This window comes from Pseudomonas sp. ZY71 (assembly GCF_036542145.1).
GTDB classification, from domain to species: Bacteria; Pseudomonadota; Gammaproteobacteria; order Pseudomonadales; family Pseudomonadaceae; genus Aquipseudomonas; species Aquipseudomonas koreensis_A.
Window position 1 is genome coordinate 3,639,895 of the sequence record NZ_CP144274.1, and the last position, 20,169, is coordinate 3,660,063.

The window sequence follows — 20,169 nt, forward strand, 5'->3', positions numbered from 1 at the left end:
GTCCACTAGCTTGCGGCGATGAGCAACATGGATCGGGGGTGGCAGAAAAAACAGCGCTGATCAGTGACGTATTTCACAAGTGGATGATCGCTCAGCGTCATTTTTTCTGACGGAACGAACATACCCTTGGGCATTCAACTTGACCTACCAATTGCATCGGATTGGCCAACTCGATTCGTGGAACCTACGGGTCTGAGGAGAAGCGATCAAACTCCCTGATAAAAAATCCCCGACTTCTGCCATCGGCTTCAAGTGGGCTCCACACAAGAGAACCCACCTTGAACCCAGGGTTGCAGATGAGCCTCATGCTGACGTAACTCGTGCTCGCGTTGTTGCGCCTGAAACACGCGATGGTAGTGGAAACACCGCGCCCCTTCACGCACGTCAGGCAAGGCAGCACCCGCTCTTCAAGAAAAATTGCAAACTAACTTTTACTTTCAATCCCAAAAACCATTGGGTAGATCCCATGACGTCATTATCCAGGGAATGCGTGTGCCAATTCCCTAGCACTACATAACTTGGTAATAAAGTGCTTCTCAATGCACGTTCAATCCGAGCCCTCATCCATAGATGAGTGACAAACGTGACGTGCTACGTCGCGTGAAGGGAACGATTCAGGATGCAGGCAGCGAGGAGCACAGCCATGCTGTGCAAGATCGATGCTAACAGCAGATGCGAATTCCGTTAGCCATACAGTGCTGACTCAGAGGCCGAGCGAGTTCTTTCCGTATCTAAGCACACAGACACGAGGGGCTTGGACTTGCCTCTTCAAAACCGGACACCAACTCCCCGTTAAATTGATGCCACTGCCAAGCGCCTGAACTCCCTCGGTGAGCGATAGTTCAAGGCGCTATGCGGATGGTGCTCGTTGTAATGTTCGAAGGCAATAGCCACGTTACGCAGCGCCGTTTCTCGATCCGGCTTGGGCATGTGCGCCACGTAGTCACGCTTGATCGTCTTCACGACGCTCTCTGCCATGCCATTACTCTGTGGGCTACGCACCGGTGTGGTCACCGGCTGCAAGCCGATCTGTCGAGCAAACAGACGCGTCTGTTCGGCGGTGTAGGCCGAACCGTTATCGCTGAGCCATTGCACCGGCGTGGTCGGCAGTTGATCACCGGATATCATCGCCACTGTACCCGGTCGGGCTGGCGACCCAGCCGATGGCCTCGCGATCACAACAGTCCAGGGCGAAGGTCACGCTCAGTTTGGCGCCGTCCTCGCAACGGAACTCAAAGCCGTCTGAACACCAACGCGTATCGCTGGTTTTCACCGCAATACGGCCTTCGTGCCGGCTCGGCACGCCGGGTTGTTTGATCCGGCGTTCAAGCAGCAGGTTGTGATCACGCATCACCCGGTAAACCCGCTTCAAGTTGATCGCGGGTAGCAACTGGGTTTCACGGGCGCGACGCAGCAATCCCCAGACTCGACGGTAGCCATAGCTGGGCAGTTCACTGACCTGCTGTTGGATTTCGATCACCAAATCAGCATCGTTCACAGGTCTGCTTCGCCGTACTTTGGGCGATACCGATTGCTTGATTCGAACCGTTAATTGCGAGCGCGTCACACCGAGACATTCGCTGACCAGCTTCACTGGTCGTCCCCCGGCAACAAGGGTGAGTGCGCAATCCATTTTCGCGATCGGGCGATCTCCACGGCCTCTTTGAGGATTTCTGCTTCCATCGTTTTCTTGCCCAGCATCCGTTGCAGTTCACGGATCTGCTTGAGCGCATCGCTCAACTCGGAGGCAGGCACCACGGCTTCGCCTGCACTGACCGCCGACAGGCTGCCGTCCTGATACAGCTTGCGCCACAGGAATAACTGGTTGGCATTGATGCCGTTGCGCCGAGCCACCACCGAAACGCTTTGCCCTGGCTCAAGACTCTCGCGAACCATGGCCAGTTTTTGCTCTGGGCTCCAGCGGCATCGCCGCTCCTGGCCCAAAAGCTCCCCACTCTTATCGTTGCTATTAGTCATAAACATAACCGTTTGCCTATCCCTTATCGTAAGGGGGAAACGGTGTCCTGTCTTTCATGGGGCTCGTTCACAGCCAAACATCCTTCCCTCGATCAGCATATGGGACGGATAGCTGACCCACTAAATTGCAACGGCTGCCGAAGAACAAAGTGCAGTCGCTGACGATATCAACTGCAACATCACCAGTGTTCGAATGGTCACGCAGGTGCTCAATGACAAAGCCGGGGTCAAACCTGCTTCAGGTCGACTCTGCAACTTTCATCGCCGTCTAGGACTCTGGGGGAAATACGCCGGAGGGTTTGCCTCAGCGGCGATAGACGTCGAAGAAGTAGGTCGGCGCCACCCGCTGGAAACCTGTCATGGCTTAAGCTCTTCCAAAAACGTGCCGGTGATTATGATGTCAATCATAATCTTCAGGCTTTGATGATGATCGACATCAATGTATATTGACCGCCTGTTTGTTGTCGTAAACAAAAGGCAGGTGGATATGAAGGTCAGCAAAGCCCAGGTACAAGTGAATCGGGCGCAAATTGTCGCAACGGCCTCTCTCCTGTTTCGTGAGCGTGGCTATGACGGCGAGGGGGTGGTGAATCTGATGGCGGCGGCCGGCTTCACACATGGAGGGTTCTACAAGCACTTCCGCTCCAAGGCCGACCTGATAGCTGAAGCAACAGCGATCGGGCTTGCGCAGACCCAGGCCAATAGCGAAGTCCTCGACATCAACGAGTTCTTAGATTTTTATGTGTCACGAGATCACCGTGATGCCCGGAGTGTCGGTTGTACAATGGCAGCCCTTTGCGGGGACGCTGCGCGTCAACCTGAGGAGATCAAGGCGAAGTTTGCTGGCGGGCTCGAAAGCATGCTGGCTGCCCTTGAGCGTGAGGGCGCAACCCTGGCCGTGGCGGATCAGCACAACTTACGAGCAAAGATGAATGACATGCAGGCCCATGCGATCGGTGCGGTCGTATTGGCGTGCCTGTCTGGATGACTCCGCCCTGGCGGATGAGATTCTGGAGGTATGCCGCGCGGAAATTATCGCGCCCCTCTTGCCGTCGGTGACCATCTAGCTGTCCGAGGTATTCAGGCTTATTAAGTCAACGCCGTGCGCGACGAGGTCCTGACCTATCCGCCTGGCATGAAGGCGTTAAAAATCAAAGGTAGATATTTTACGTAAAGTTAAATGGAATGACCTCATCGAGTAAAAAATCCGAATAACACAGGCACTACCAGCAGTTTTCAGCAGGTAGGCGATGTAGAGATGTTTCGCGGGAGGCCGATCCATAAGGAATGGAGATCCGTTCGCACATGTCTTCAAACAACTTTAACCCGCAGGCTAAAATCTTCTATCGACCCATCGACGCAGCATTGCGTTGGTGCAACCTCATTCGTTACGAAGCGCAGGTCCTGCAGGCTGCTGGGTCCAGCCCGGAGAAGCTCAGGATCCTGTTTCCCCAGTGGCCTTGCCTGCACGCCAATACCGAAAAAATCTATGATGCCGTCCGCCATGGCGAATTACCGTATGGTTATCTCGGTATCTCGGTACCCTTGGGCACTCCCGTGGAGCCTACTTTGTTGACGGTACGACATTCTGATTTGCGTTATTGGATGCAGATCCACTATCCCGATCAGCGGCCCGTTTTTTTGTTCTCGTCAGTCGATGACACTCAGGACAACATCAGCCTGGGTGTTTACTTTGCACTCCAGGCCGAGCGTGATGCCCTCCTTCGAGAGCGCGATGCTCTAAAACGTCAGCTCCAAGATGTCGAAGCTGACCTTCAGGCACTAGGACTTGAACAGGAAAGCCTTAAAACGCTGGTAAAAACGCAGGGACAGCTCAGCGATCGTAGTGAACACACCTACCTGCAGATCATCGGTGCCTTGATCAACACCGTCTTGGACGTGTCGCCCGCAGGTAAACCTCTTTCCGTGTTCAAGAGTCAAGCCGCAATCGTCGATGCTTTGACCGCGCGCCACAATGACATTTCCGGTCTCAGCAAACGAACGCTAGATAAAAAATTCGCGGCAGCCAATCGCGCTCTAAAAAAAACCACCTAAACCAAATCATTGCACTGCAACCCACCGGCTTGCGGTGCAATGACTCTCTCCCATTTCTGCTATTCACTTCAGGTCACTTCCCACCACGCGCCAATCGGCGCCAGGAGTGACCAGCATGTCCAGCCAATCCTCACTCATAGTTGAAGTGCCACAACCTCAAATCGAACGTCACATCATGCGGCGCGACGAGGTGGAGCGAAAAACTGGCTTCAAACGCGCGCACATCTACAACCTGATGAAGGAAGGTAAATTCCCTCAGGCCAAGCGCATCGGTCTGCGCGCGGTCGGTTGGGACTCACTGGAAATTGAGCAGTGGGTCGCTGAGCGCTTAGGCCAGCAGGTCTGATGTGATGCGCGTGGTATCGGTGGTTTCCACTAAAGGTGGGGTAGGCAAAACCACAGTTGCGGCCAATCTCGGTGGACTGCTGGCGGATGTTGGTCTACGCGTCCTGCTGCTCGATCTAGATAGCCAACCCACCCTCTCCAGCTATTACGCCTTGAGTCAGAAAGCTGTTGCTGGTGCATACCAGCTCATTGCACTCAACTTAACAGCGCCTGCGCAGATTGTTTCCAGGACAGTGATTGCGGGGCTCGACCTGATCATCTCCAACGACGATCAAGGCCAGCTGAGTTCATTGCTGCTTCACGCCCCTGACGGGCGATTACGGCTGCGCAATTTGCTCGACAGTTTCCGCCCCCGTTATGACCTGCTTTTGATCGACACCCAAGGCGCACGTAGTGTGATGCTTGAGATGGCCATCCTTGCCTCCGATCTCGCCCTTTCTCCCATCACGCCGGAAATGCTCGCCGCCCGCGAACTGCGCCGCGGCACTTTGAAGCTGTTCAGTGAGCTCGAACCATTCCGTCACCTAGGCATTACACCACCACCGTTGCGACTGCTGCTAAACCAGGTGAACGCCATTCGAATAGACACCCGAATGATCATCCGTGGCCTGCGCGAGACCTTCGCTGGGGCTACCAACATCTCAGTTCTAGACACCGTAATTCCAAACCGAGTGGCGTATCTCAATGCCGCCTCCCTTGGTCTGCCGGTCCACCGAATCGAGGCCCATCGGTCACGCGAACGACGCTCGCCATCAGCGCTGGAAACCATGCAAGCGCTGTCCATCGAACTGTTTCCGGAATGGCGCGAAGCGATCTCGACGGTGAGCAGATACGCGGAGGTTCGATGAGACGAATCGATAAGCCCACATTTCTCGCCAAGTCATTTTGTTTACTCGACCTTGAAGCCAACAGTGTTTGGCAAGGAGTCTTTTGATGTTGGATCAGTTTCCCATCATCGTTCAGCCATCCATTCGACCACTCCACCCACCTTGCGAGGAGTACTGCACCGTGGTCTTCCGTCTGCAGGGTGGGCGCTCGGCCATGGGGTGGTTCCTCGCAGAACTGTCCCAACATTTCGAAAGCTCGGGGACCGCCAAGATCGTCAAGTTCGAAGTCGGTGACCATTTGTGTAACCGGCGTTGACTGAGGTAGTTCCGATGAAGAAGCTCAGTCAGGAGGAGATCACCGACCAGTTGCTGAAGGAGCACTTCCCTAGTGGTCCAGAACTGGAGCGGCTGTCCGATCCACTTACCGATACGCCCATGCCGGTCACTCTGGAGCAGTTGCGGCCCTACGAACACAACCCGCGCTTCATCCGAAATCCGCTTTACGATGATATCAAAGCCTCGATCCGTGAGCGCGGGCTGGATCAACCACCGCCGATTACCCGCCGCCCGGGTGAAACCTGTTTCATTATCCGCAACGGCGGTAATACGCGATTGGCGATTCTCGGCGAGCTGTGGCAGGAAACTCGTGACGAGCGCTTCTTCCGCATTCATTGCTTGTTCCGACCGTGGACCAATGAACTCAGCGTCCTGCTCGGCCATCTGGCCGAAAGCGATCTGCACGGCCAACTCACCTTCATCGAGCGTGCGCTAGCGGTAGCCAAACTCAAAACCATGCTCGAACCAGAGGGAATTGTGCTCTCGCAACGTGAGCTGGCACGACGTCTTGCCGCGGGAGGCTATCCAATTTCGCAGTCACACATCAGCCGGATGCTGGACACCCTCGAACACTTACTGCCCGCCATTCCACAAACCCTGTATGCCGGCTTGGGGAAGCCCCAGATCGAACGCCTGATCGCTCTGCGTAGTCAGGCAGAGCGAACCTGGAACCGTTATCCAACCGCGCCCCTCATGTTCGCCGAGTTTTGGCTCGAGACCCTGAGCTACTTCGATACCGAACCGGAGTCCTTCGATCTTGAGAAAATCCAGGATGAAATGCTCGAACGCATGAGCCGCTTCCTCGGACAGTCCTACCGTATGTTGGCCCTGGAGCTGAGCGATACCCAACGGGTCATCTCGATGCCTGGCGATGTCGTCGTCACGCCCTCAGAGAACAAGCATCTGTCGAGTGTTGATGGAGCTGCGGCGGGACCTACCACCTCCAAGTCCCATCCAACATCAACCGGGACCGGGCTCCAGACCAAAACAGCACGAGAGGAGCTGCTCACACCACCCGAAACAAATGTCGTATCAGCAGTCAGCCCTCCGTCACGTGTCCAACAGATTCGCGAACAGATTGATCGCGACACTGCTACTGAAGTAACAGCAACCGTTGACACCTGCTCGATCGACGACATCTGGATCATCGCACCAACACTGGATACCCCCGAACAACTGCGTTTAGCCATTGCCGGACTGGTACGGGAAATGGCGGTCTATACCGGACACCCCGAAAGCATCATCGATCAGAAGTATGGCTTGGGCTTCACCTTGAACATCGAGCAACTTGATCTTACAGCGCCTCGTGCGACCGGCGTTCATCTACTGCTCCTGGCCCTGTTGCGCGCTCAAGACGACGTGAACTGGGAGGATCGCAAGCAACTCCCTTCAGCCCTGTTCGGTCAGTTGTTGCTGGGGATCTATCAACTCCCTCTGGCAGATCGTCCCGCCGTGGATGTGGGATTGGAGCGACTACCCGACAATCTGTTAATCAAACTCTTTCGCCTGATCCGCCTGGCCCGCCGCCTGATCGACTTAACGCTTACCCCTGCAGACAACACAACGAGGGAACTGCCATGAGCCTGTCCTTCAATGTACTCAACCAAGCCATGCTGACCCAGGTGCTGCATGAGCTGCGCCTGGGTAATCTGCAACGCTGTAAGGCACTCGGACTGGGCGAGGACGACATCTACCTGTTGCAATCCTTACCACCCACCACACTGTCACGCCTTGCCCATGCCACCGTCCCCTGGGTTGAGGTCAAGATTGACTCGCCGGTGCTGCATCGGTTGATCGAACAAGCCGAACGCGACGAGCAGAACGAGCGCTTGATCAACCGAGCGCTCAAGCTCGGCGCCAGCAGCACCATCATGTATCAGTGCTTCGGTTTGGCACATTCGGAAACCGCCTTGCGCCGACGTCTGCTCAAGATAGAAACCCGTAAGGGCCGCCCTCAGCATTTAAGCGAAGCGCAGGAACATGCGCTCTGGCAGCGATGGTGCCAGTTACGAGATCAGGATGGTGCCGAGGATCAGCTCGACGCCATGATGATGCTAGCGGAGGAGCAAAAAATCAGCTTGACCATCGTTTGGCAGCAGATCGACCAGTACAGCAACGGAACATGAACACCGCCCCTTCCAGTCGCTGGCAGCGTGTCCTGCAGCAATGCACCCAGCAGTTGAGTGAACGCTGGCCCTCGCGTCCTACCACTGAGCAACCCTCCAACCAGGCGCTGCAGGCTGGCTTTATATTCAGTGGCCAGTCACACGAAGTCGTGCCGCGTCGGCTGCTGTTGGATAATCGCCTGACGCCATTGGAACGTAATGCCTGGCAGGTGTTTCGACTCATGCTGCAAGGCCAGGCCGTGGTCACGCCGCACTATGAGGATTTGCAGCCTTACCTGTCGAGTGTGCCCTACGGTGCATCAGCTTCCCGTGAAAGCATCGCTCGCGTCTTGATGATGCTCAGACTTACTCGCTGGCTCAGCTTGGTGAGTCGCGGCCGCGATCAGCTCAGCGGACGTCATCAAGGTTCACTGTATGTTCTGCACGATGAGCCGTTAACCCCCGCCGAAGCCATGGAACTGGATCAGGATTACCTGGAGCTGGTCGGACATGCCCTCGCTCATGCCACCAAGGCGGTGCGTATTGTCGCCCATCACGTTGTGGAAGAAGTCCGCCAGGACACGAATATCGATCAGGATCGGTTACCGACGCGGCTCGACAGTTGGGGCGAACATTGGACGCAGCAAGGATTGGATCAAGCAATCGATGAGGCGTTACACGATTCCGAACTGGGAGAAGATCACCACGTTCGGAATCGTGCAGGTCCTCGTTCGGAATCCGAACCGGGCCTGAACGCCAGCATTTCCAGCACCGTTCGGAATCCGAACGCCGCCTGTACTGTATTAAAAGAAAGTATTTGTACTGTACCGCGCGCGACCCCAGCGGTGGATAACCTGCACTGGCCCGATCCGCTGCTCCTGAGCCCAAGCGAGCGTCAGGCTGTCGCCGTGGCGCTGAACAAGCTCAAACCAGCGGATCGGCAGGCGGTGCTCAACGAAGCGGGGGCACGCTGTACGGCAGGAAGCGTCCGCAAGCCAGCGGCCTATCTGATGGGCCTGATCCAGCGTGCGCTGAAAGGCGACTTTCGTCCTTGGGCAGGTCAGGCCGAACCGTCACCCACTGCAGAACCGCCCCCACCAGCACCGTCGCGCCTGCCCCGACAACAGGGCGAACCCGCTTCCGCACTCGCCCAAGCGTGCTTGAATGAGCTGCGCCAATTGCGTGGCAAACGGCCTGGACCTCAGTAGATTTGATGCCACTGGCATCAAATCTACTGAGGTCTACTGTGCGACCGCAACGGGCCGAATCAGCGCAATCCGGACGATACGGCCATCTCCATCCAAGGCAATGATGCCACTGGCATCACTCGCGAACGTCTGCGCAATCAATCCTCTCACACCAAACCGAACAGACGGCATTCAGCTTTTTGGCTGCCCTTGCCCCTCATCTGTCGCAACGTTTCCGTCCAAGCTAATGCGAGGACAACACCGTGGCCGATCACTATCAACTCAACCTGGGTTCATTGCGCAGCAGCATCACCCTGACCCTACACACTCACCACGCCGCCCGGATCTGGCAAGGTCGAGCCGCACGCGAAGGCGTCCACTCGATCATGGGTATGGCCGGCTACATCAGTGTCACCAACCTGATCAAACAAACCGCAGCCCAGGACGATCCCTATGCTGACTGGGCCATCGTGCAACTCGAAGAAAAACTGATGCAAGCCAAAGCTGGGATGCTGGAACTGACCCAACAGCTGGATCGAATCAGACAGGACCTGCCGACACAGATCGACATGAGCGACAACCTCAATATCCACCCCGTCACTTTGCCGTTGTACATCGGCAGCCAGCTGGGTTTTCTTGCGGTCTACCTGTTGACCGACTACGACACCCTGGTGCGTCGTACGCTATTGGCCCATCACACCGCCCTGATTGGCCGCGTCGACATGGAAGCTTGGATCGACGACGGCGCCCATCTGCTGCGCAGCCTGTTCGGCCAGGCCCAGCGCTATCGGCATGCCGGCGTTACCCGTGATGACATGGCGGCGAACAATGCCCGTGCCATAGCGGCCATCGAGAAAATGGGTTTTCCCCCGATGGACATTCTTGAGGGACATCGCCGCTCCCAGTTCGCGCCGCCAATCATTCGTCGTGGTGCGGTGGCAGTGGATGACGCTGACGCGTTGGCAGAGGAAACGGGAGCCCCATCTGCAACAGTGGATAAGCCGGAGGACGAAGCATGAATCACCTGACCTCGGCTCAACCAGTGCCCTTCGAAGCGTTGACACCGGATGCCTATCGACAGCTCGAACACGCAGCCTCTCTAAAAGGCCTTTTAAAGCCCTTTAAGGGTAAGGGGGAGTTGGAACACCTGGCGCAGGTGGCGAGGGAAATCGAGGCGCAGTTAAGTCACCTGATGGAGGCTGTGGTGCAGCAGGCCGGACAACCTCCTTACTCACTGCTGGATATTCGATTGGTGCTGCAGAACACCAGCGCTGGCAGCACCTTTTTGCGTTGGCGCACCCGTGATTTTGCCCGTATGGGGGTTGCGGTCTGGGAACGCCAGGTCTCCAACAAAGCCCTGCCGCAGGCCGTACGCGAGGGATTGCAACGTTTCGAATGCGAGCGCATTGCACTGAACTTGCAGATGAGCGTGGTGCATTCGCTCTACCGCCAGGCCTCAACCTGCGCGATCAAAATGGCCAGTGCCGAACGGTTACTGTGCCAACTCACCACCGCAGTGGAGCTATCACGATGAGTACTTTTTTTGTCGGCGAAGGCAATATAGGCAGTGCGCCAGAGTTTCAAGAGTTTCCATCAGGCAATGACGAGCCACGACGCTTGCTGCGGCTGAATGTTTACTTCGACAACCCCGTGCCACGCGAAGGCAGCTATGAAGATCGAGGCGGCTATTGGGCGCCGGTTGAGCTCTGGCACCGCGATGCTGAACACTGGAGCACGCTGTACCAGAAAGGCATGCGCGTGTTGGTCGAAGGCCGCACCGTGCGCGATGAGTGGGAGGACAGCGAAGACAATGCGCGGGTGACCTTCAAGATCGAGGCCCGTCGAATCGGCATCCTACCTCACCGGGTGCACAGTGTGGTCATGCGGGAACGCTCCAGTGAACCGGCGGCATCTGCGACGCACGTCGGGCAAAACACTGAGCAAGCCAGTTCAGCTACGTCCAAACCCAGAAAGCGCAGAGGACAGGCATCTACGAACTGACTTCGGGCATAAAAATTGCGCCTTTGCGCGAAGTTGCTGGTTGTTATTACTCGCTGTTCGTGTAGATCCACACTATCGTCCACGCTACAATCGGCTAGCGGCCTCGGACCATTTATGCCCGTCCTCACCGACTAATATGAGGAACCTGCCATTCAGGTTTCTCATATCTCGCCACCGCTGTTTCCAACAACGCTGCTCCGAACTCAATCCGGAGCAGTTCCATGCGTCTCTTCCTCTGCGAGAAACCTTCCCAAGGTCGTGACATCGCCAAGGTTCTCGGAGCCACTCGGCGCGGTGATGGTTGCCTTATCGGCACCGTTTCAACCGTCACCTGGTGTATCGGCCATCTGCTCGAGACAGCCCCACCTGAAGCCTATGGCGATCAGTACAAATCCTGGTCGTTGGCTCATCTACCGATCATTCCCACGCAGTGGCAGGTTGAGGTCAAACCCAAAACTGCGGCACAGTTCAAAGTCATCAAGCGCCTGCTCAGTGAAGCCTCCGCTGTCGTGATCGCGACCGACGCCGACCGCGAAGGTGAAATGATTGCCCGCGAGTTACTCGAACTCTGCCGGTATCGAGGTCCCGTTGAGCGGCTCTGGTTGTCCGCACTCAACGAGGCCTCGATTCGCAAAGCACTGTCCTCGCTGAAGTCTGGACAGGAGACCTTCCCGCTCTACCACTCGGCCCTGGCCCGCAGCCGCGCCGACTGGCTGATCGGCATGAACCTGAGTCGTTTGTTTACCCTCCTTGGTCGGCGGGTGGGCTACGACGGCGTACTGTCGGTTGGACGCGTCCAGACACCCACTTTACGTCTGGTGGTCGATCGGGATCGCGCGATTGCCAGCTTCGTCTCGGTGCCCTACTGGGAAGTGGAGGTGCGCCTGTCCTCCATGGGGCAACCATTCACTGCATCGTGGCAACCACCCAGCTCAGGACGAGATGAGGCCGGTCGTTGCCTGCAGCAGACGCTTGCCCGTCAGACGGCCCAAGCGATATCTTGCAGTAAGACCGCCACAGTCCTCTCGCTGCAGACTGAGCATTCCCGCGAAGCGCCACCCCTGCCGTTCGATCTGAGCACACTGCAAGAAGTCTGTTCACGCAAGCTGGGACTAGGCGCCCAGGAAACCCTGAACATCGCCCAGGCTCTGTACGAAACCCACAAAGCCACCACCTACCCGCGCAGCGATTGCCGCTATTTACCAGAGAGTATGTTCAACGAGGTACCCGCAGTATTCGATGCCCTGCTCAAAACGGATCCCGCGCTGCAGCCCGCATTGGGAAAACTCGATCAATCACTGCACTCCCGCGTGTGGAACGATGCCAAGGTCACCGCGCACCACGCCATCATCCCCACCACCGAGCCGGCGAACCTTGCGCGGATGTCCGAACAAGAACGCCAAGTCTACGAACTGATCCGTAGCCACTACCTCGCACAATTTCTGCCGCATCATGAGTTTGATCGGACCCAGGTCGAACTGCAGTGTGGCGAAGAACGATTGACCGCTGTGGGCAAACAGATCCTGGTCCAGGGCTGGAAAGGCTTGCTCTACGAAAACACCGAAGACGATGAGCCCAGTCACAAGTCCCAAGTATTGCCCGTCTTGCTACAAGGTACTCAGTGCGCAGTGGACGACGTCGAACTCAAGTCCATGCGCACTGCCGCTCCCAAACCTCTCACTGAGGGCGATCTGATCAAGGCCATGAAAAATGTGGCCAAGCTGGTCAACGACCCACGCCTGAAACAGAAACTTCGGGACACCACCGGTATCGGTACCGAAGCCACGCGAGCCGGCATCATCAAAGGGTTGATTGATCGCGGTTATTTGCTGAAGAAAAAACGCGCCTTGATGGCCTCCGCAGCGGCCCATACCCTGATCGAGGCGGTACCCGCTGCGATCGCAGATCCAGGTATGACCGCAATCTGGGAACAGGCTTTGGACGAAATCGAAGCGGGACGTCTGACTCTTGATACGTTCGTCGCCAAGCAGGCGAACTGGATTGCACAATTGGTCGAACACTGTGACCCACTCACCTTCGCGGTACCTGTCGAAGCCGGCCCGACCTGCCCCATTTGCAACGCCTCAATGCTCAGGAGAAAGGGGAAATCAGGGCCGTTCTGGTCATGCTCCCACTACCCCGACTGTAAGGGCACTGTGTCGGTCAGTAAAAATACGCGTCGCCCATGACGCACCATTGAAGATCAACATGAATATTGGGGCGATCTACCGGTCAGTGCATCATCAACGGCGACTCATCCCTCTCTAAATCGCTTAGGGGTTGCCCGATCTCACGGGCCAAGGCGATGCCTGTCGAAATCCATATCTGCCCCAGTTCGTTGAACGCTTTCAGGTGAGCAGGATTTTCGTTGAGCCAATGAACAAGGCTATCGAAGTGTTCGGGGTTATCCGGGCAATCATGGATCTTGATGAACAGCTCCAGTGTTCGATCCCAGATCTGATCCATGACGTTCTCGCTCTCCTCTTCCATGCTCAACCATTCCTCAGCTTGGCCCTATCAGACCGTTCACTCTCACTGACCATCCTGGACTCTGATTCCTGGAGGAATAGAAGCCACGTCGCATTACACAGCGATTTGAGCCAATATAACAACCCGACAAGTCGATACTCAACCGATAAGGATGTTCATGTCAATGGGTCTTTGCTCAACCATTCGGGTTGAACTGGAGAACTCATCACTTGGCACATAAACATCCAACCCAAACCCAAATCGGGCGCATGATCGCGAAGCACCGGACCGAGCGTAATCTGACCCAGGAAGAGGTGGCTGAACGCATGGGAATCGGCAGTGAAGCCATATCGCGCCTGGAGCGGGGTGTAGTGGAGCTTTCTGTGGTCAAGCTGATGCAACTGGCGGACATTTTCGACTGCCGGATAGATGAACTGCTGACGGAGTCGAGCAATCGTCCCAATGACCAAGGCCAGATGATCGCGGGTCTGCTGAGCGGACTGAAGGAAAGCGACCGTGCCTTTATCCTGGCGACCGTCGAACAGTTGGCTGCTCATCTCGCCAACAAGTGAGCTCATTCGCTCGCATTCATTATAGGGGCACTGAGGATTGCCCTCTGCCTTGACGTCATCCCGCCCTCTCTGCTGTAGTGCCTCAGGATCATCGCCAACGGCGACCCAAGACCGATGCGCTCCGGGTAGCTCGGTCGGACTCCTTGAGTTCGGAGCCTTCTCTTCTGCAGAATTTTATTCCCGCTTTGTGCTCGACCTGATCGTGGTGGCGGATGACCACTGTTGCCTCTACCAGGCAACAGCGGTCATCCGCTTCGGCGATCGTATTCAGTCCCGGAGCCCGCCGGGGAAACACTGGGCACCCTTTGTGCGCGGATGCGTGCCAGCATGTTCCGACCCAGGCCACGACAAGGGTCGGTTGGCGAATCATGCCGCAGTCAAACCAAGTTTTGCGAGGAGCTTGTCGACTGCGTAAGACCGCCAAAGGTGGCTTTTCTGTTCCTCGCCTGGCACCCGCCAGGCCCACTCTTCACTTTCTTCAGTCCAGTGACTGCCACTGTATTCCGGCCATAAAAAATCGGGTTGCGGCGTCTTGACGCTCCCCTCTGACAGGCTTATACAAAGGGCGTGGTTCGCTGTCGTTGACAGCCCAGCCCAGGTAGCTTGAACCTTCAAGGCTACGCCACATTCGTGGTGGTTTACCCAAGTGCGATCAGCGTTCGGAGGCTCGCACGATTACCGCTTCAGCGGTGATGAATGCCCACTACCCCATGCCTGCGGATCACCACCGCAGACGTTCCTCAGTTGCACCGTTATTCCGCCAGACGCATCGTTCTGATCGTCATTGGCTTGCCGATGACGAGTCGTTCATTGCTCGCCTTCACCTTACCCACCCTGACGGGGGCTCACTTCCCCGTCAGGGGCTGTGCGTCACCGTTTTCCCTTGAAACAGGAGAACCACCATGGCCCACACCAACCATTCCCAAGAAGCGACCCCATACTTCAACCTGCACACCGTCGGTATCGGCTATCTCAACCGTGTTCGTGAAGTACAAGTTCGCCGCGGCCAGCCGTTCATGGCCTGCGATATCGCCGCCCTGCACGGTGCCACCGATGCGGTCGAGTACACCCGCTTCGACTGCAAAGTCGCTGGGGGTGAAGCTGAACGCTTGATTCGTCTTTATATGGACGCGGTCAACGCCGAGAAAAAGGTCTTGCTATCGTTCCGTATCGGCGACCTGTGGATCGATCCGTTTCTCTACGAGAAAGGCGATAAACAAGGCCAACCGGGCGCCAGCCTGAAAGGTCGTTTGCTGTTCATTGACTGGATCAAGGTCAACGGCACGTTCGAGTACAAAGCGCCCGCCAGGCAGGAAGCAACAGCACCTGCTGAGCAAGCGTCAAATAGTGAGCTATCCCCACCATCGGCTGATGCCGAAGCTGAGGAGACCGAAAACTCGGCAGAGGCCCGGATCAAACCTGAATCTCCACCCACTCCCCGCACGGCCCGCCGTGATGCCACCCCTACTGCTCAGTCCGCCTGAACAGTCCACGATGTTCCTCATCAAGGCGCTCCCTCGAGCGCCTTTTCTTCGATCAGCACAGGAGAACCAACATGGAATCCTTCTGGCTTTGCGACGAGTGCCTGTTCGCTGCGGCTTACGAGGACTACAGCACGTTGTCGCTCTACTACACGACGAATGAAATCGAGAAACGCATCGCTGACATCCATCGTGGACTGGTTCGCTTAATGCCCATCAGTGCCGACTTTGATCCCGAAGCCGGCTGGGGAATAAGAGCCTTTTCCCCGTTGCCCTGCGACGGTTGTGGTTCACACCTACACGGTCAACGCCACCGATTCACTCGGCTGTAAACAGCGCGCCATCGGCTAATGCCCGCGACTCTATTTCCACCTCGGGGATACCACTCCCCTCGGGCGTGTACCCCTGATTGTTCCCTTCGGAGGTACTACCATGAGCACCCAACTCACACTGATTGAAACCTCGGATTTCGAGGCTGATCGTATCGTCCAAGAAAACCAGGTGATCGACGAAGCGCTGCATATTCTGGATCGTCGGCTGTTCACCCGCGGCCCTAACCTGACGTCGCCTGACGCCGTGACCTCATACCTAAAACTGCATCTTGCGCAACAAGAGCATGAAGTCTTCGGTGTGATATTTCTCGATGCCAAGCACCGCGTGTTGACGTTCGAAGTCCTCTTTCACGGCAGCATAGATGGCGCCAGCGTTTACCCCCGCCAAGTCGTTAAGCGCTCCCTAGCGCATAACGCTGCGGCCGCCATTTTTGTTCACAACCACCCCTCAGGTTGTACGGAACCCAGCCAGGCGGATCGCGTCTTGACCGCACGGTTGAAGGAGGCCTTGGCCTTGATCGAAGTACGCGTACTGGATCACTTCATCGTGGGTGAAGGTCGTCCGCTCTCCCTTGCCGAACATGGCTGGCTCTAACCCTTACAGGCGTCTTCGGGCGCCTAGTTCATTTTCATTCCGGAGAACCCTCATGAATCTCACACCCCAAGCCGTAGCCCTGCTGGCAGCCTCAAACCCATTTGCTCGCGGTTACGACAACCTTCATATCGAACGGCTGCTACTGATCACCTACGAAAACGACTGCCCTCCCTGCTTTCGACCCGTGCACGACTCACAAGCCCATCTGCCCGACGATGAGCTGCAACTGTTCCCCTGCCTGTTCAATGACGATTTCGCCTTGATCAGCGAAGGCCAATCCATTCCGGATGATTTGGATGAACGCTGCCAGTCCACCGGGCTGGTTCGCCAAGTGATCTACGCCGTGATTGGCGAAATGCTCAACGAGCGCTATCACGTTGGCGACCTGTACTCCCTGGAAGAAGCCCAAGCCATGGTCCATCGCTTGAGCTTCGAAACGGGACACTACAGTCGAGCTTGGGAGATCAGTACCGCACACCTTCCTGAAGAAGCGATGCTCTATCTGGAAGGGTGGATCAGTCACTCCGCTCCGCGACAAACCGGCCTCTTGTTCGAGCTTTTTACGCTGCCAGATTGCTGCGGTATCGGTTGCAAACTGATCGGCACGCCATGGACCGACGATAACCTGGTGAAGATTGAGGGCCGTCTTTACTCATCGCTGAGGCAAGAGCAACTCGATGCCGGTACGCCAGTAGCGTTGATCGAGGTGCTGTACCTCGCGGCATTGGCGGATGTGCGATTGTTGATCTTCGACCCCGACGCTCCCGTTTTGGATGGGCTCGCCATTTTTGATGAATAGCAACGTGTTCAGCGTTAACACGACCCGCCTTGAATCAACTTTCTCACTGAATCGCTCCTTCATCTCATGTCAGGTTCTGCACTGAATCTGACATGAGGTTTTTTCCATGGAGCGTTTTTTCACGCCTGTCTGCCTACTGGGTTTACTGAGCGCCTGCACCGCGCAAATCCCCAACCCTTTGCCGACCAATCCAGAGATAGACAGCAGCCCCAATCGGGCCCAGCTCTCGAGGGGGCCAATCGAAGGAAGCCATCCGGCAGAACTCCGCTATGGTCGCTATACGCTGATCAGCACCGAGCCCACCACGGAACAACGCGATCTTCTTGCCCAAATCATTGACGTGAGCATCCCGTCCAGCCTGAACCCTTCGGTGCAGGATGCATTGCAGTACGTATTGCAGCGCTCGGGCTATTCGCTCTGCCCCGTTACCGCGTCCGTGAGGGTGCTGTTTACTCGGCCCCTGCCCGCGGCCCATTACCGGCTCGGCCCGATCTCTTTGCGCCGCGCGCTACAAGTGCTCGCTGGCCCCGCCTGGCAACTCACGACCGACGAAGTCCGCCGTTCGGTCTGCTTCGAAGAGCAGAAAACGGAGGCCGGCGTCGCGCTGATCACACCCCTCTCGCCCCATCTGTTGGAGGCACGCCCATGAGAGCCTCGACGTTTCAAACCCTCATCATTGGGCTGCTTTGCTTGGCGGTCGCCGGCCTGAGCGGTGGTTTGTATAACCAGTATCAACGCGTGGCCGAACTGCAGAGCACGAACACGCAATACCGACAAACCCTGGACTCCCTGCAACATGATTCAAGCGCCCTCAAGGACGCCCAGGAGAAACTGCAGTACGCGCTGAAAGACCTGAAGCAGATGGTCGATACTGGTGAGCAACAGGCCAATACCCTCGATCCGATGTTGGATCAGTGGGCGCAAGAGATACAGGGACTGCGCGATGGTCTCGCAGCCCGCGCCACCCAGGCAGACCTGACAGCGCTGCGCGCACGCCTTGAGCACGTCGAGCAACAGCTCCCGGAGCTCAAGACCCAGCCATCACCCCCACCACCGACGTCTTCCACGACCAAGCCGAAACAGAAGGCTCGCCCCAAGCCCGTCCCCCTCTCGCCCCCGTTCTCTGTGTTGGGGGTCGAATCTCGTGGTGGTGAGCGCTTTCTGGCAGTCGTGCCTCAAGACAGTCGCTCGCTCAGAGATGTTCGACTGCTGCATAGCGGCGAGCAGCTCGGCGCCTGGCACCTGAAAGTGCTGGAACCGAACTCCGCCATCTTCGCGCTGGCCGCGCAGCCAGACCAGACCGTGCACTTCCCTTGAGACGCGGTCATGAACAGAGCGCTACTACCCACCATTGTCTGTCTCGCTTCGCTACTGGCCATAGGCGCTGCGATGAGTAACCCCGTCACGACACAGTCACGGTTCCGGGACACGCAGTCCGCTCCCCTGGGGCGCTCTGACTCTGAACAGGCTGCGAGCTGGGGTCTGACGGAGCAGGAGTGGACGCGCTTCGAACAGATCCAAGCCGGCCCGCGTGGTTTCTGGAGCCCGAACCTCGATCCGCTGACCGCACTCGGAGTCGAGGCCCAGACCGACCAAGAGCGCCAGCGCTTTGCCGAATTACAGGTAGCGCTGGAAGCCAAACGCGCCGAGCGCGAATTGGCCTACCAAAACGCTTACACCGCGGCCTGGGCCAAGCTGTTTCCCGGGCTGCTGCCAATCCATGGCATGGCATCCCCGTCCCCTGTCAGCTCATCGGTCGCGCCACGCCAGGCCCTGTTTGTGGAGGACCATTGCCCGGCGTGCACCGCTGAAGCGCAGCGTCTGCAAAGCAGTGACGCTGCGTTCGATATCTACCTGGTGGGCAGCCAAGGCGAGGATGACCGCGTCCGTAGCTGGGCTCGGCAAACAAACATCGATCCGGCCAAGGTGCAACACCGGCAAATCACCTTGAACCATGACCGTGGTCGCTGGTTCAGCCTAGGTGCCCCGGGACCATTGCCCGCCACATTTCAACAGGTGAATGGACAATGGCAACGCCTCAACTGAGTGGTATTGCTCTGATGTTGGCGATGCTGGCGGCTCAGGCCGAGGAGCTTCCACCACCAGCCTACCAACTGGCGGCGCATGACGCCGACATCCCTTCTACGGTGCTGTTCACGATTGCCCTGCAGGAGAGTGGTATCCGCGTCCGTGGTCGACTGCTGCCCTGGCCGTGGACCCTGAACATCGCCGGAACACCCTACCGTTTCGCCACTCGCCAGGCCGCCTGTCACGCCTTGCTTCAGGCGCTCGCGGGTCATGACGCCAAGCGGGTCGATGCCGGACTCGGACAAACCAACCTGGGTTACCACGGACAACGTTTTTCCAGCCCCTGCGAAGCCCTCGATCCCTACCGAAACCTAGCCGTGACAGCCTCGCTGTTGCACGAGCATCACGCCGCCACCGGTGATTGGGTATCAGCTGCCGGACGCTATCACCGCCCGGCGGGAGGAATGCCGGCCGCGCGTTACCGCGCCGGATTTTCCCGGCAACTCGAACGGTTTCTGGTTTCCTTCGAACAAGGCACACCACCATGAAGCGAATACCTCTTGCCTGTTATTGCATCCTATTCTTGGCACCTTTTACCCAGGCGCAATTGACCGTAGCCGGGGATCAGCCTAGCGACTTCACCCGACCCCCTTTTCAAGTTGCCAGGCCGTCAATAAACAACAAGATCCAGCCTGATCGGGCCATGCATGCGGACCTGTCCACGTTCTCCGATGAAGCCTGGATACTGCCCGTCCGCAGCTCTCACTTGAGCCCCGGCCAGATCACGTCTCGTGCCCTGAACATGCCGGGCTTGCGGCCCTTTTTCCTGGTGGGTGAGGATCCCCACTCACTGGCTTGGTTGCGTCAACGCGCGGCTGAACTGCAGGAAATGGGCGCGGCTGGCCTCGCCGTCGAAGTGGCCGATACTGAAGCCCTGGGCCGGATTCGAGCAGCCGCTCCGGGCATCACCATTCTGCCGGTCAACGGCAACGACGTCGCCACTCGCCTGCAGATAGAGCACTATCCCGTCTTGATCACTGCCACCTCACTGGAACAGTGA

22 protein-coding genes and 2 pseudogenes are annotated in these 20,169 nt (G+C 57.2%); 22 read left to right on the forward strand and 2 right to left on the reverse strand.

Annotated elements, in window-relative coordinates; translation table 11 throughout:
- Window positions 1-792: 792 nt before the first annotated feature.
- Window positions 793-1,977, reverse strand: a pseudogene (locus tag VY732_RS16080) (IS3 family transposase).
- Between the two features lie 487 nt (window positions 1,978-2,464).
- Here VY732_RS16080 and VY732_RS16085 point away from each other — a divergent pair.
- The 12 genes and pseudogenes from VY732_RS16085 to VY732_RS16140 all read left to right on the forward strand — a co-directional run bounded on the left by VY732_RS16085 (window position 2,465) and on the right by VY732_RS16140 (window position 13,022).
- Window positions 2,465-3,044 (forward strand): annotated as a pseudogene (locus tag VY732_RS16085) (TetR/AcrR family transcriptional regulator).
- A gap of 238 nt (window positions 3,045-3,282) precedes the next feature.
- Window positions 3,283-4,032 carry a hypothetical protein gene (locus VY732_RS16090; protein ID WP_154905286.1) on the forward strand — a complete coding sequence of 250 codons (750 nt, stop codon included), beginning with the start codon at window positions 3,283-3,285 and terminating at the stop codon, window positions 4,030-4,032.
- Window positions 4,033-4,147: 115 nt separating this feature from the next.
- Complete coding sequence (locus VY732_RS16095) at window positions 4,148-4,378, forward strand: AlpA family transcriptional regulator (protein ID WP_154905287.1); 231 nt, start codon at window positions 4,148-4,150, stop codon at window positions 4,376-4,378.
- A gap of 4 nt (window positions 4,379-4,382) precedes the next feature.
- Complete coding sequence (locus VY732_RS16100; RefSeq protein ID WP_154905288.1) at window positions 4,383-5,225, forward strand: ParA family protein; 843 nt, start codon at window positions 4,383-4,385, stop codon at window positions 5,223-5,225.
- A gap of 85 nt (window positions 5,226-5,310) precedes the next feature.
- Complete coding sequence (locus VY732_RS16105) at window positions 5,311-5,520, forward strand: hypothetical protein (RefSeq protein WP_190329700.1); 210 nt, start codon at window positions 5,311-5,313, stop codon at window positions 5,518-5,520.
- A gap of 14 nt (window positions 5,521-5,534) precedes the next feature.
- Window positions 5,535-7,121, forward strand: coding sequence for a ParB family protein (locus VY732_RS16110; RefSeq protein WP_331691170.1), 1,587 nt, complete (start codon window positions 5,535-5,537; stop codon window positions 7,119-7,121).
- Entirely contained in the window at window positions 7,118-7,666 is a 549-nt protein-coding gene (locus VY732_RS16115) for a DUF2857 domain-containing protein (RefSeq protein WP_154905290.1), read from the forward strand. Before VY732_RS16110 ends, VY732_RS16115 begins: the two co-directional genes overlap by 4 nt.
- Window positions 7,663-8,853 (forward strand): STY4528 family pathogenicity island replication protein, encoded by a 1,191-nt coding sequence (locus tag VY732_RS16120; protein ID WP_154905291.1) that lies wholly within the window; start codon window positions 7,663-7,665, stop codon window positions 8,851-8,853. Before VY732_RS16115 ends, VY732_RS16120 begins: the two co-directional genes overlap by 4 nt.
- Window positions 8,854-9,095: 242 nt before the next feature.
- A complete protein-coding gene (locus VY732_RS16125; protein ID WP_154905292.1) occupies window positions 9,096-9,851 on the forward strand; it encodes a PFL_4669 family integrating conjugative element protein in 756 nt (251 codons plus the stop codon).
- Window positions 9,848-10,366: a DUF3158 family protein gene (locus VY732_RS16130; protein ID WP_154905293.1), complete on the forward strand. Its 519-nt coding sequence runs from the start codon at window positions 9,848-9,850 to the stop codon at window positions 10,364-10,366. The genes VY732_RS16125 and VY732_RS16130 overlap by 4 nt, the downstream gene beginning before the upstream one ends.
- Window positions 10,363-10,833 carry a single-stranded DNA-binding protein gene (locus VY732_RS16135; RefSeq protein ID WP_154905294.1) on the forward strand — a complete coding sequence of 157 codons (471 nt, stop codon included), beginning with the start codon at window positions 10,363-10,365 and terminating at the stop codon, window positions 10,831-10,833. The genes VY732_RS16130 and VY732_RS16135 overlap by 4 nt, the downstream gene beginning before the upstream one ends.
- A 221-nt stretch (window positions 10,834-11,054) precedes the next feature.
- Window positions 11,055-13,022, forward strand: coding sequence for a DNA topoisomerase III (locus tag VY732_RS16140; protein ID WP_154905295.1), 1,968 nt, complete (start codon window positions 11,055-11,057; stop codon window positions 13,020-13,022).
- Window positions 13,023-13,065: 43 nt separating this feature from the next.
- On the opposite strand, the gene VY732_RS16145 is transcribed toward VY732_RS16140, so the two are convergent.
- The gene (locus VY732_RS16145; RefSeq protein WP_154905296.1) at window positions 13,066-13,323 is read right to left on the reverse strand and encodes a hypothetical protein; all 258 of its coding nucleotides are present in this window, start codon (window positions 13,321-13,323) and stop codon (window positions 13,066-13,068) included.
- 209 nt (window positions 13,324-13,532) lie between these two features.
- On the opposite strand from VY732_RS16145, the gene VY732_RS16150 reads away from it, so the two are divergent.
- From VY732_RS16150 to VY732_RS16195, 10 genes are all read left to right on the forward strand, one after another.
- Complete coding sequence (locus VY732_RS16150; protein ID WP_154905297.1) at window positions 13,533-13,874, forward strand: helix-turn-helix domain-containing protein; 342 nt, start codon at window positions 13,533-13,535, stop codon at window positions 13,872-13,874.
- Window positions 13,875-14,776: 902 nt separating this feature from the next.
- Window positions 14,777-15,358, forward strand: a complete 582-nt coding sequence (locus tag VY732_RS16155; protein ID WP_154905298.1) for an STY4534 family ICE replication protein — start codon at window positions 14,777-14,779, stop codon at window positions 15,356-15,358.
- 71 nt (window positions 15,359-15,429) lie between these two features.
- Window positions 15,430-15,687: a hypothetical protein gene (locus VY732_RS16160; RefSeq protein WP_154905299.1), complete on the forward strand. Its 258-nt coding sequence runs from the start codon at window positions 15,430-15,432 to the stop codon at window positions 15,685-15,687.
- A gap of 100 nt (window positions 15,688-15,787) precedes the next feature.
- Window positions 15,788-16,282, forward strand: coding sequence for a RadC family protein (gene radC, locus VY732_RS16165; protein ID WP_154905300.1), 495 nt, complete (start codon window positions 15,788-15,790; stop codon window positions 16,280-16,282).
- 52 nt (window positions 16,283-16,334) lie between these two features.
- On the forward strand, window positions 16,335-17,081 hold the full coding sequence (locus VY732_RS16170; RefSeq protein ID WP_154905301.1) for a DUF5983 family protein: 747 nt from the start codon (window positions 16,335-16,337) through the stop codon (window positions 17,079-17,081).
- A gap of 106 nt (window positions 17,082-17,187) precedes the next feature.
- Window positions 17,188-17,730, forward strand: coding sequence for a PFGI-1 class ICE element type IV pilus protein PilL2 (gene pilL2, locus VY732_RS16175; RefSeq protein ID WP_154905302.1), 543 nt, complete (start codon window positions 17,188-17,190; stop codon window positions 17,728-17,730).
- Complete coding sequence (locus tag VY732_RS16180) at window positions 17,727-18,398, forward strand: chemotaxis protein (RefSeq protein ID WP_154905303.1); 672 nt, start codon at window positions 17,727-17,729, stop codon at window positions 18,396-18,398. Before pilL2 ends, VY732_RS16180 begins: the two co-directional genes overlap by 4 nt.
- A gap of 9 nt (window positions 18,399-18,407) precedes the next feature.
- On the forward strand, window positions 18,408-19,127 hold the full coding sequence (locus VY732_RS16185; protein WP_154905304.1) for a TIGR03759 family integrating conjugative element protein: 720 nt from the start codon (window positions 18,408-18,410) through the stop codon (window positions 19,125-19,127).
- On the forward strand, window positions 19,109-19,657 hold the full coding sequence (locus VY732_RS16190) for a lytic transglycosylase domain-containing protein (protein WP_154905305.1): 549 nt from the start codon (window positions 19,109-19,111) through the stop codon (window positions 19,655-19,657). The genes VY732_RS16185 and VY732_RS16190 overlap by 19 nt, the downstream gene beginning before the upstream one ends.
- Entirely contained in the window at window positions 19,654-20,169 is a 516-nt protein-coding gene (locus tag VY732_RS16195) for an integrating conjugative element protein (RefSeq protein ID WP_154905306.1), read from the forward strand. Before VY732_RS16190 ends, VY732_RS16195 begins: the two co-directional genes overlap by 4 nt.

Excerpts from the sequence above, each read along its gene's own strand:
- VY732_RS16090 (WP_154905286.1), top strand. The coding sequence starts at position 3,283 with ATGTCTTCAAACAACTTTAACCCGCAGGCTAAAATCTTCTATCGACCC.
- VY732_RS16095 (WP_154905287.1), top strand. The coding sequence starts at position 4,148 with ATGTCCAGCCAATCCTCACTCATAGTTGAAGTGCCACAACCTCAAATC.
- VY732_RS16100 (WP_154905288.1), top strand. The coding sequence starts at position 4,383 with ATGCGCGTGGTATCGGTGGTTTCCACTAAAGGTGGGGTAGGCAAAACC.
- VY732_RS16105 (WP_190329700.1), top strand. The coding sequence starts at position 5,311 with ATGTTGGATCAGTTTCCCATCATCGTTCAGCCATCCATTCGACCACTC.
- VY732_RS16110 (WP_331691170.1), top strand. The coding sequence starts at position 5,535 with ATGAAGAAGCTCAGTCAGGAGGAGATCACCGACCAGTTGCTGAAGGAG.
- VY732_RS16115 (WP_154905290.1), top strand. The coding sequence starts at position 7,118 with ATGAGCCTGTCCTTCAATGTACTCAACCAAGCCATGCTGACCCAGGTG.
- VY732_RS16120 (WP_154905291.1), top strand. The coding sequence starts at position 7,663 with ATGAACACCGCCCCTTCCAGTCGCTGGCAGCGTGTCCTGCAGCAATGC.
- VY732_RS16130 (WP_154905293.1), top strand. The coding sequence starts at position 9,848 with ATGAATCACCTGACCTCGGCTCAACCAGTGCCCTTCGAAGCGTTGACA.
- VY732_RS16135 (WP_154905294.1), top strand. The coding sequence starts at position 10,363 with ATGAGTACTTTTTTTGTCGGCGAAGGCAATATAGGCAGTGCGCCAGAG.
- VY732_RS16140 (WP_154905295.1), top strand. The coding sequence starts at position 11,055 with ATGCGTCTCTTCCTCTGCGAGAAACCTTCCCAAGGTCGTGACATCGCC.
- VY732_RS16145 (WP_154905296.1), bottom strand. The coding sequence starts at position 13,323 with ATGGAAGAGGAGAGCGAGAACGTCATGGATCAGATCTGGGATCGAACA.
- VY732_RS16155 (WP_154905298.1), top strand. The coding sequence starts at position 14,777 with ATGGCCCACACCAACCATTCCCAAGAAGCGACCCCATACTTCAACCTG.
- VY732_RS16160 (WP_154905299.1), top strand. The coding sequence starts at position 15,430 with ATGGAATCCTTCTGGCTTTGCGACGAGTGCCTGTTCGCTGCGGCTTAC.
- radC (WP_154905300.1), top strand. The coding sequence starts at position 15,788 with ATGAGCACCCAACTCACACTGATTGAAACCTCGGATTTCGAGGCTGAT.
- VY732_RS16170 (WP_154905301.1), top strand. The coding sequence starts at position 16,335 with ATGAATCTCACACCCCAAGCCGTAGCCCTGCTGGCAGCCTCAAACCCA.
- pilL2 (WP_154905302.1), top strand. The coding sequence starts at position 17,188 with ATGGAGCGTTTTTTCACGCCTGTCTGCCTACTGGGTTTACTGAGCGCC.
- VY732_RS16180 (WP_154905303.1), top strand. The coding sequence starts at position 17,727 with ATGAGAGCCTCGACGTTTCAAACCCTCATCATTGGGCTGCTTTGCTTG.
- VY732_RS16185 (WP_154905304.1), top strand. The coding sequence starts at position 18,408 with ATGAACAGAGCGCTACTACCCACCATTGTCTGTCTCGCTTCGCTACTG.
- VY732_RS16190 (WP_154905305.1), top strand. The coding sequence starts at position 19,109 with ATGGCAACGCCTCAACTGAGTGGTATTGCTCTGATGTTGGCGATGCTG.
- VY732_RS16195 (WP_154905306.1), top strand. The coding sequence starts at position 19,654 with ATGAAGCGAATACCTCTTGCCTGTTATTGCATCCTATTCTTGGCACCT.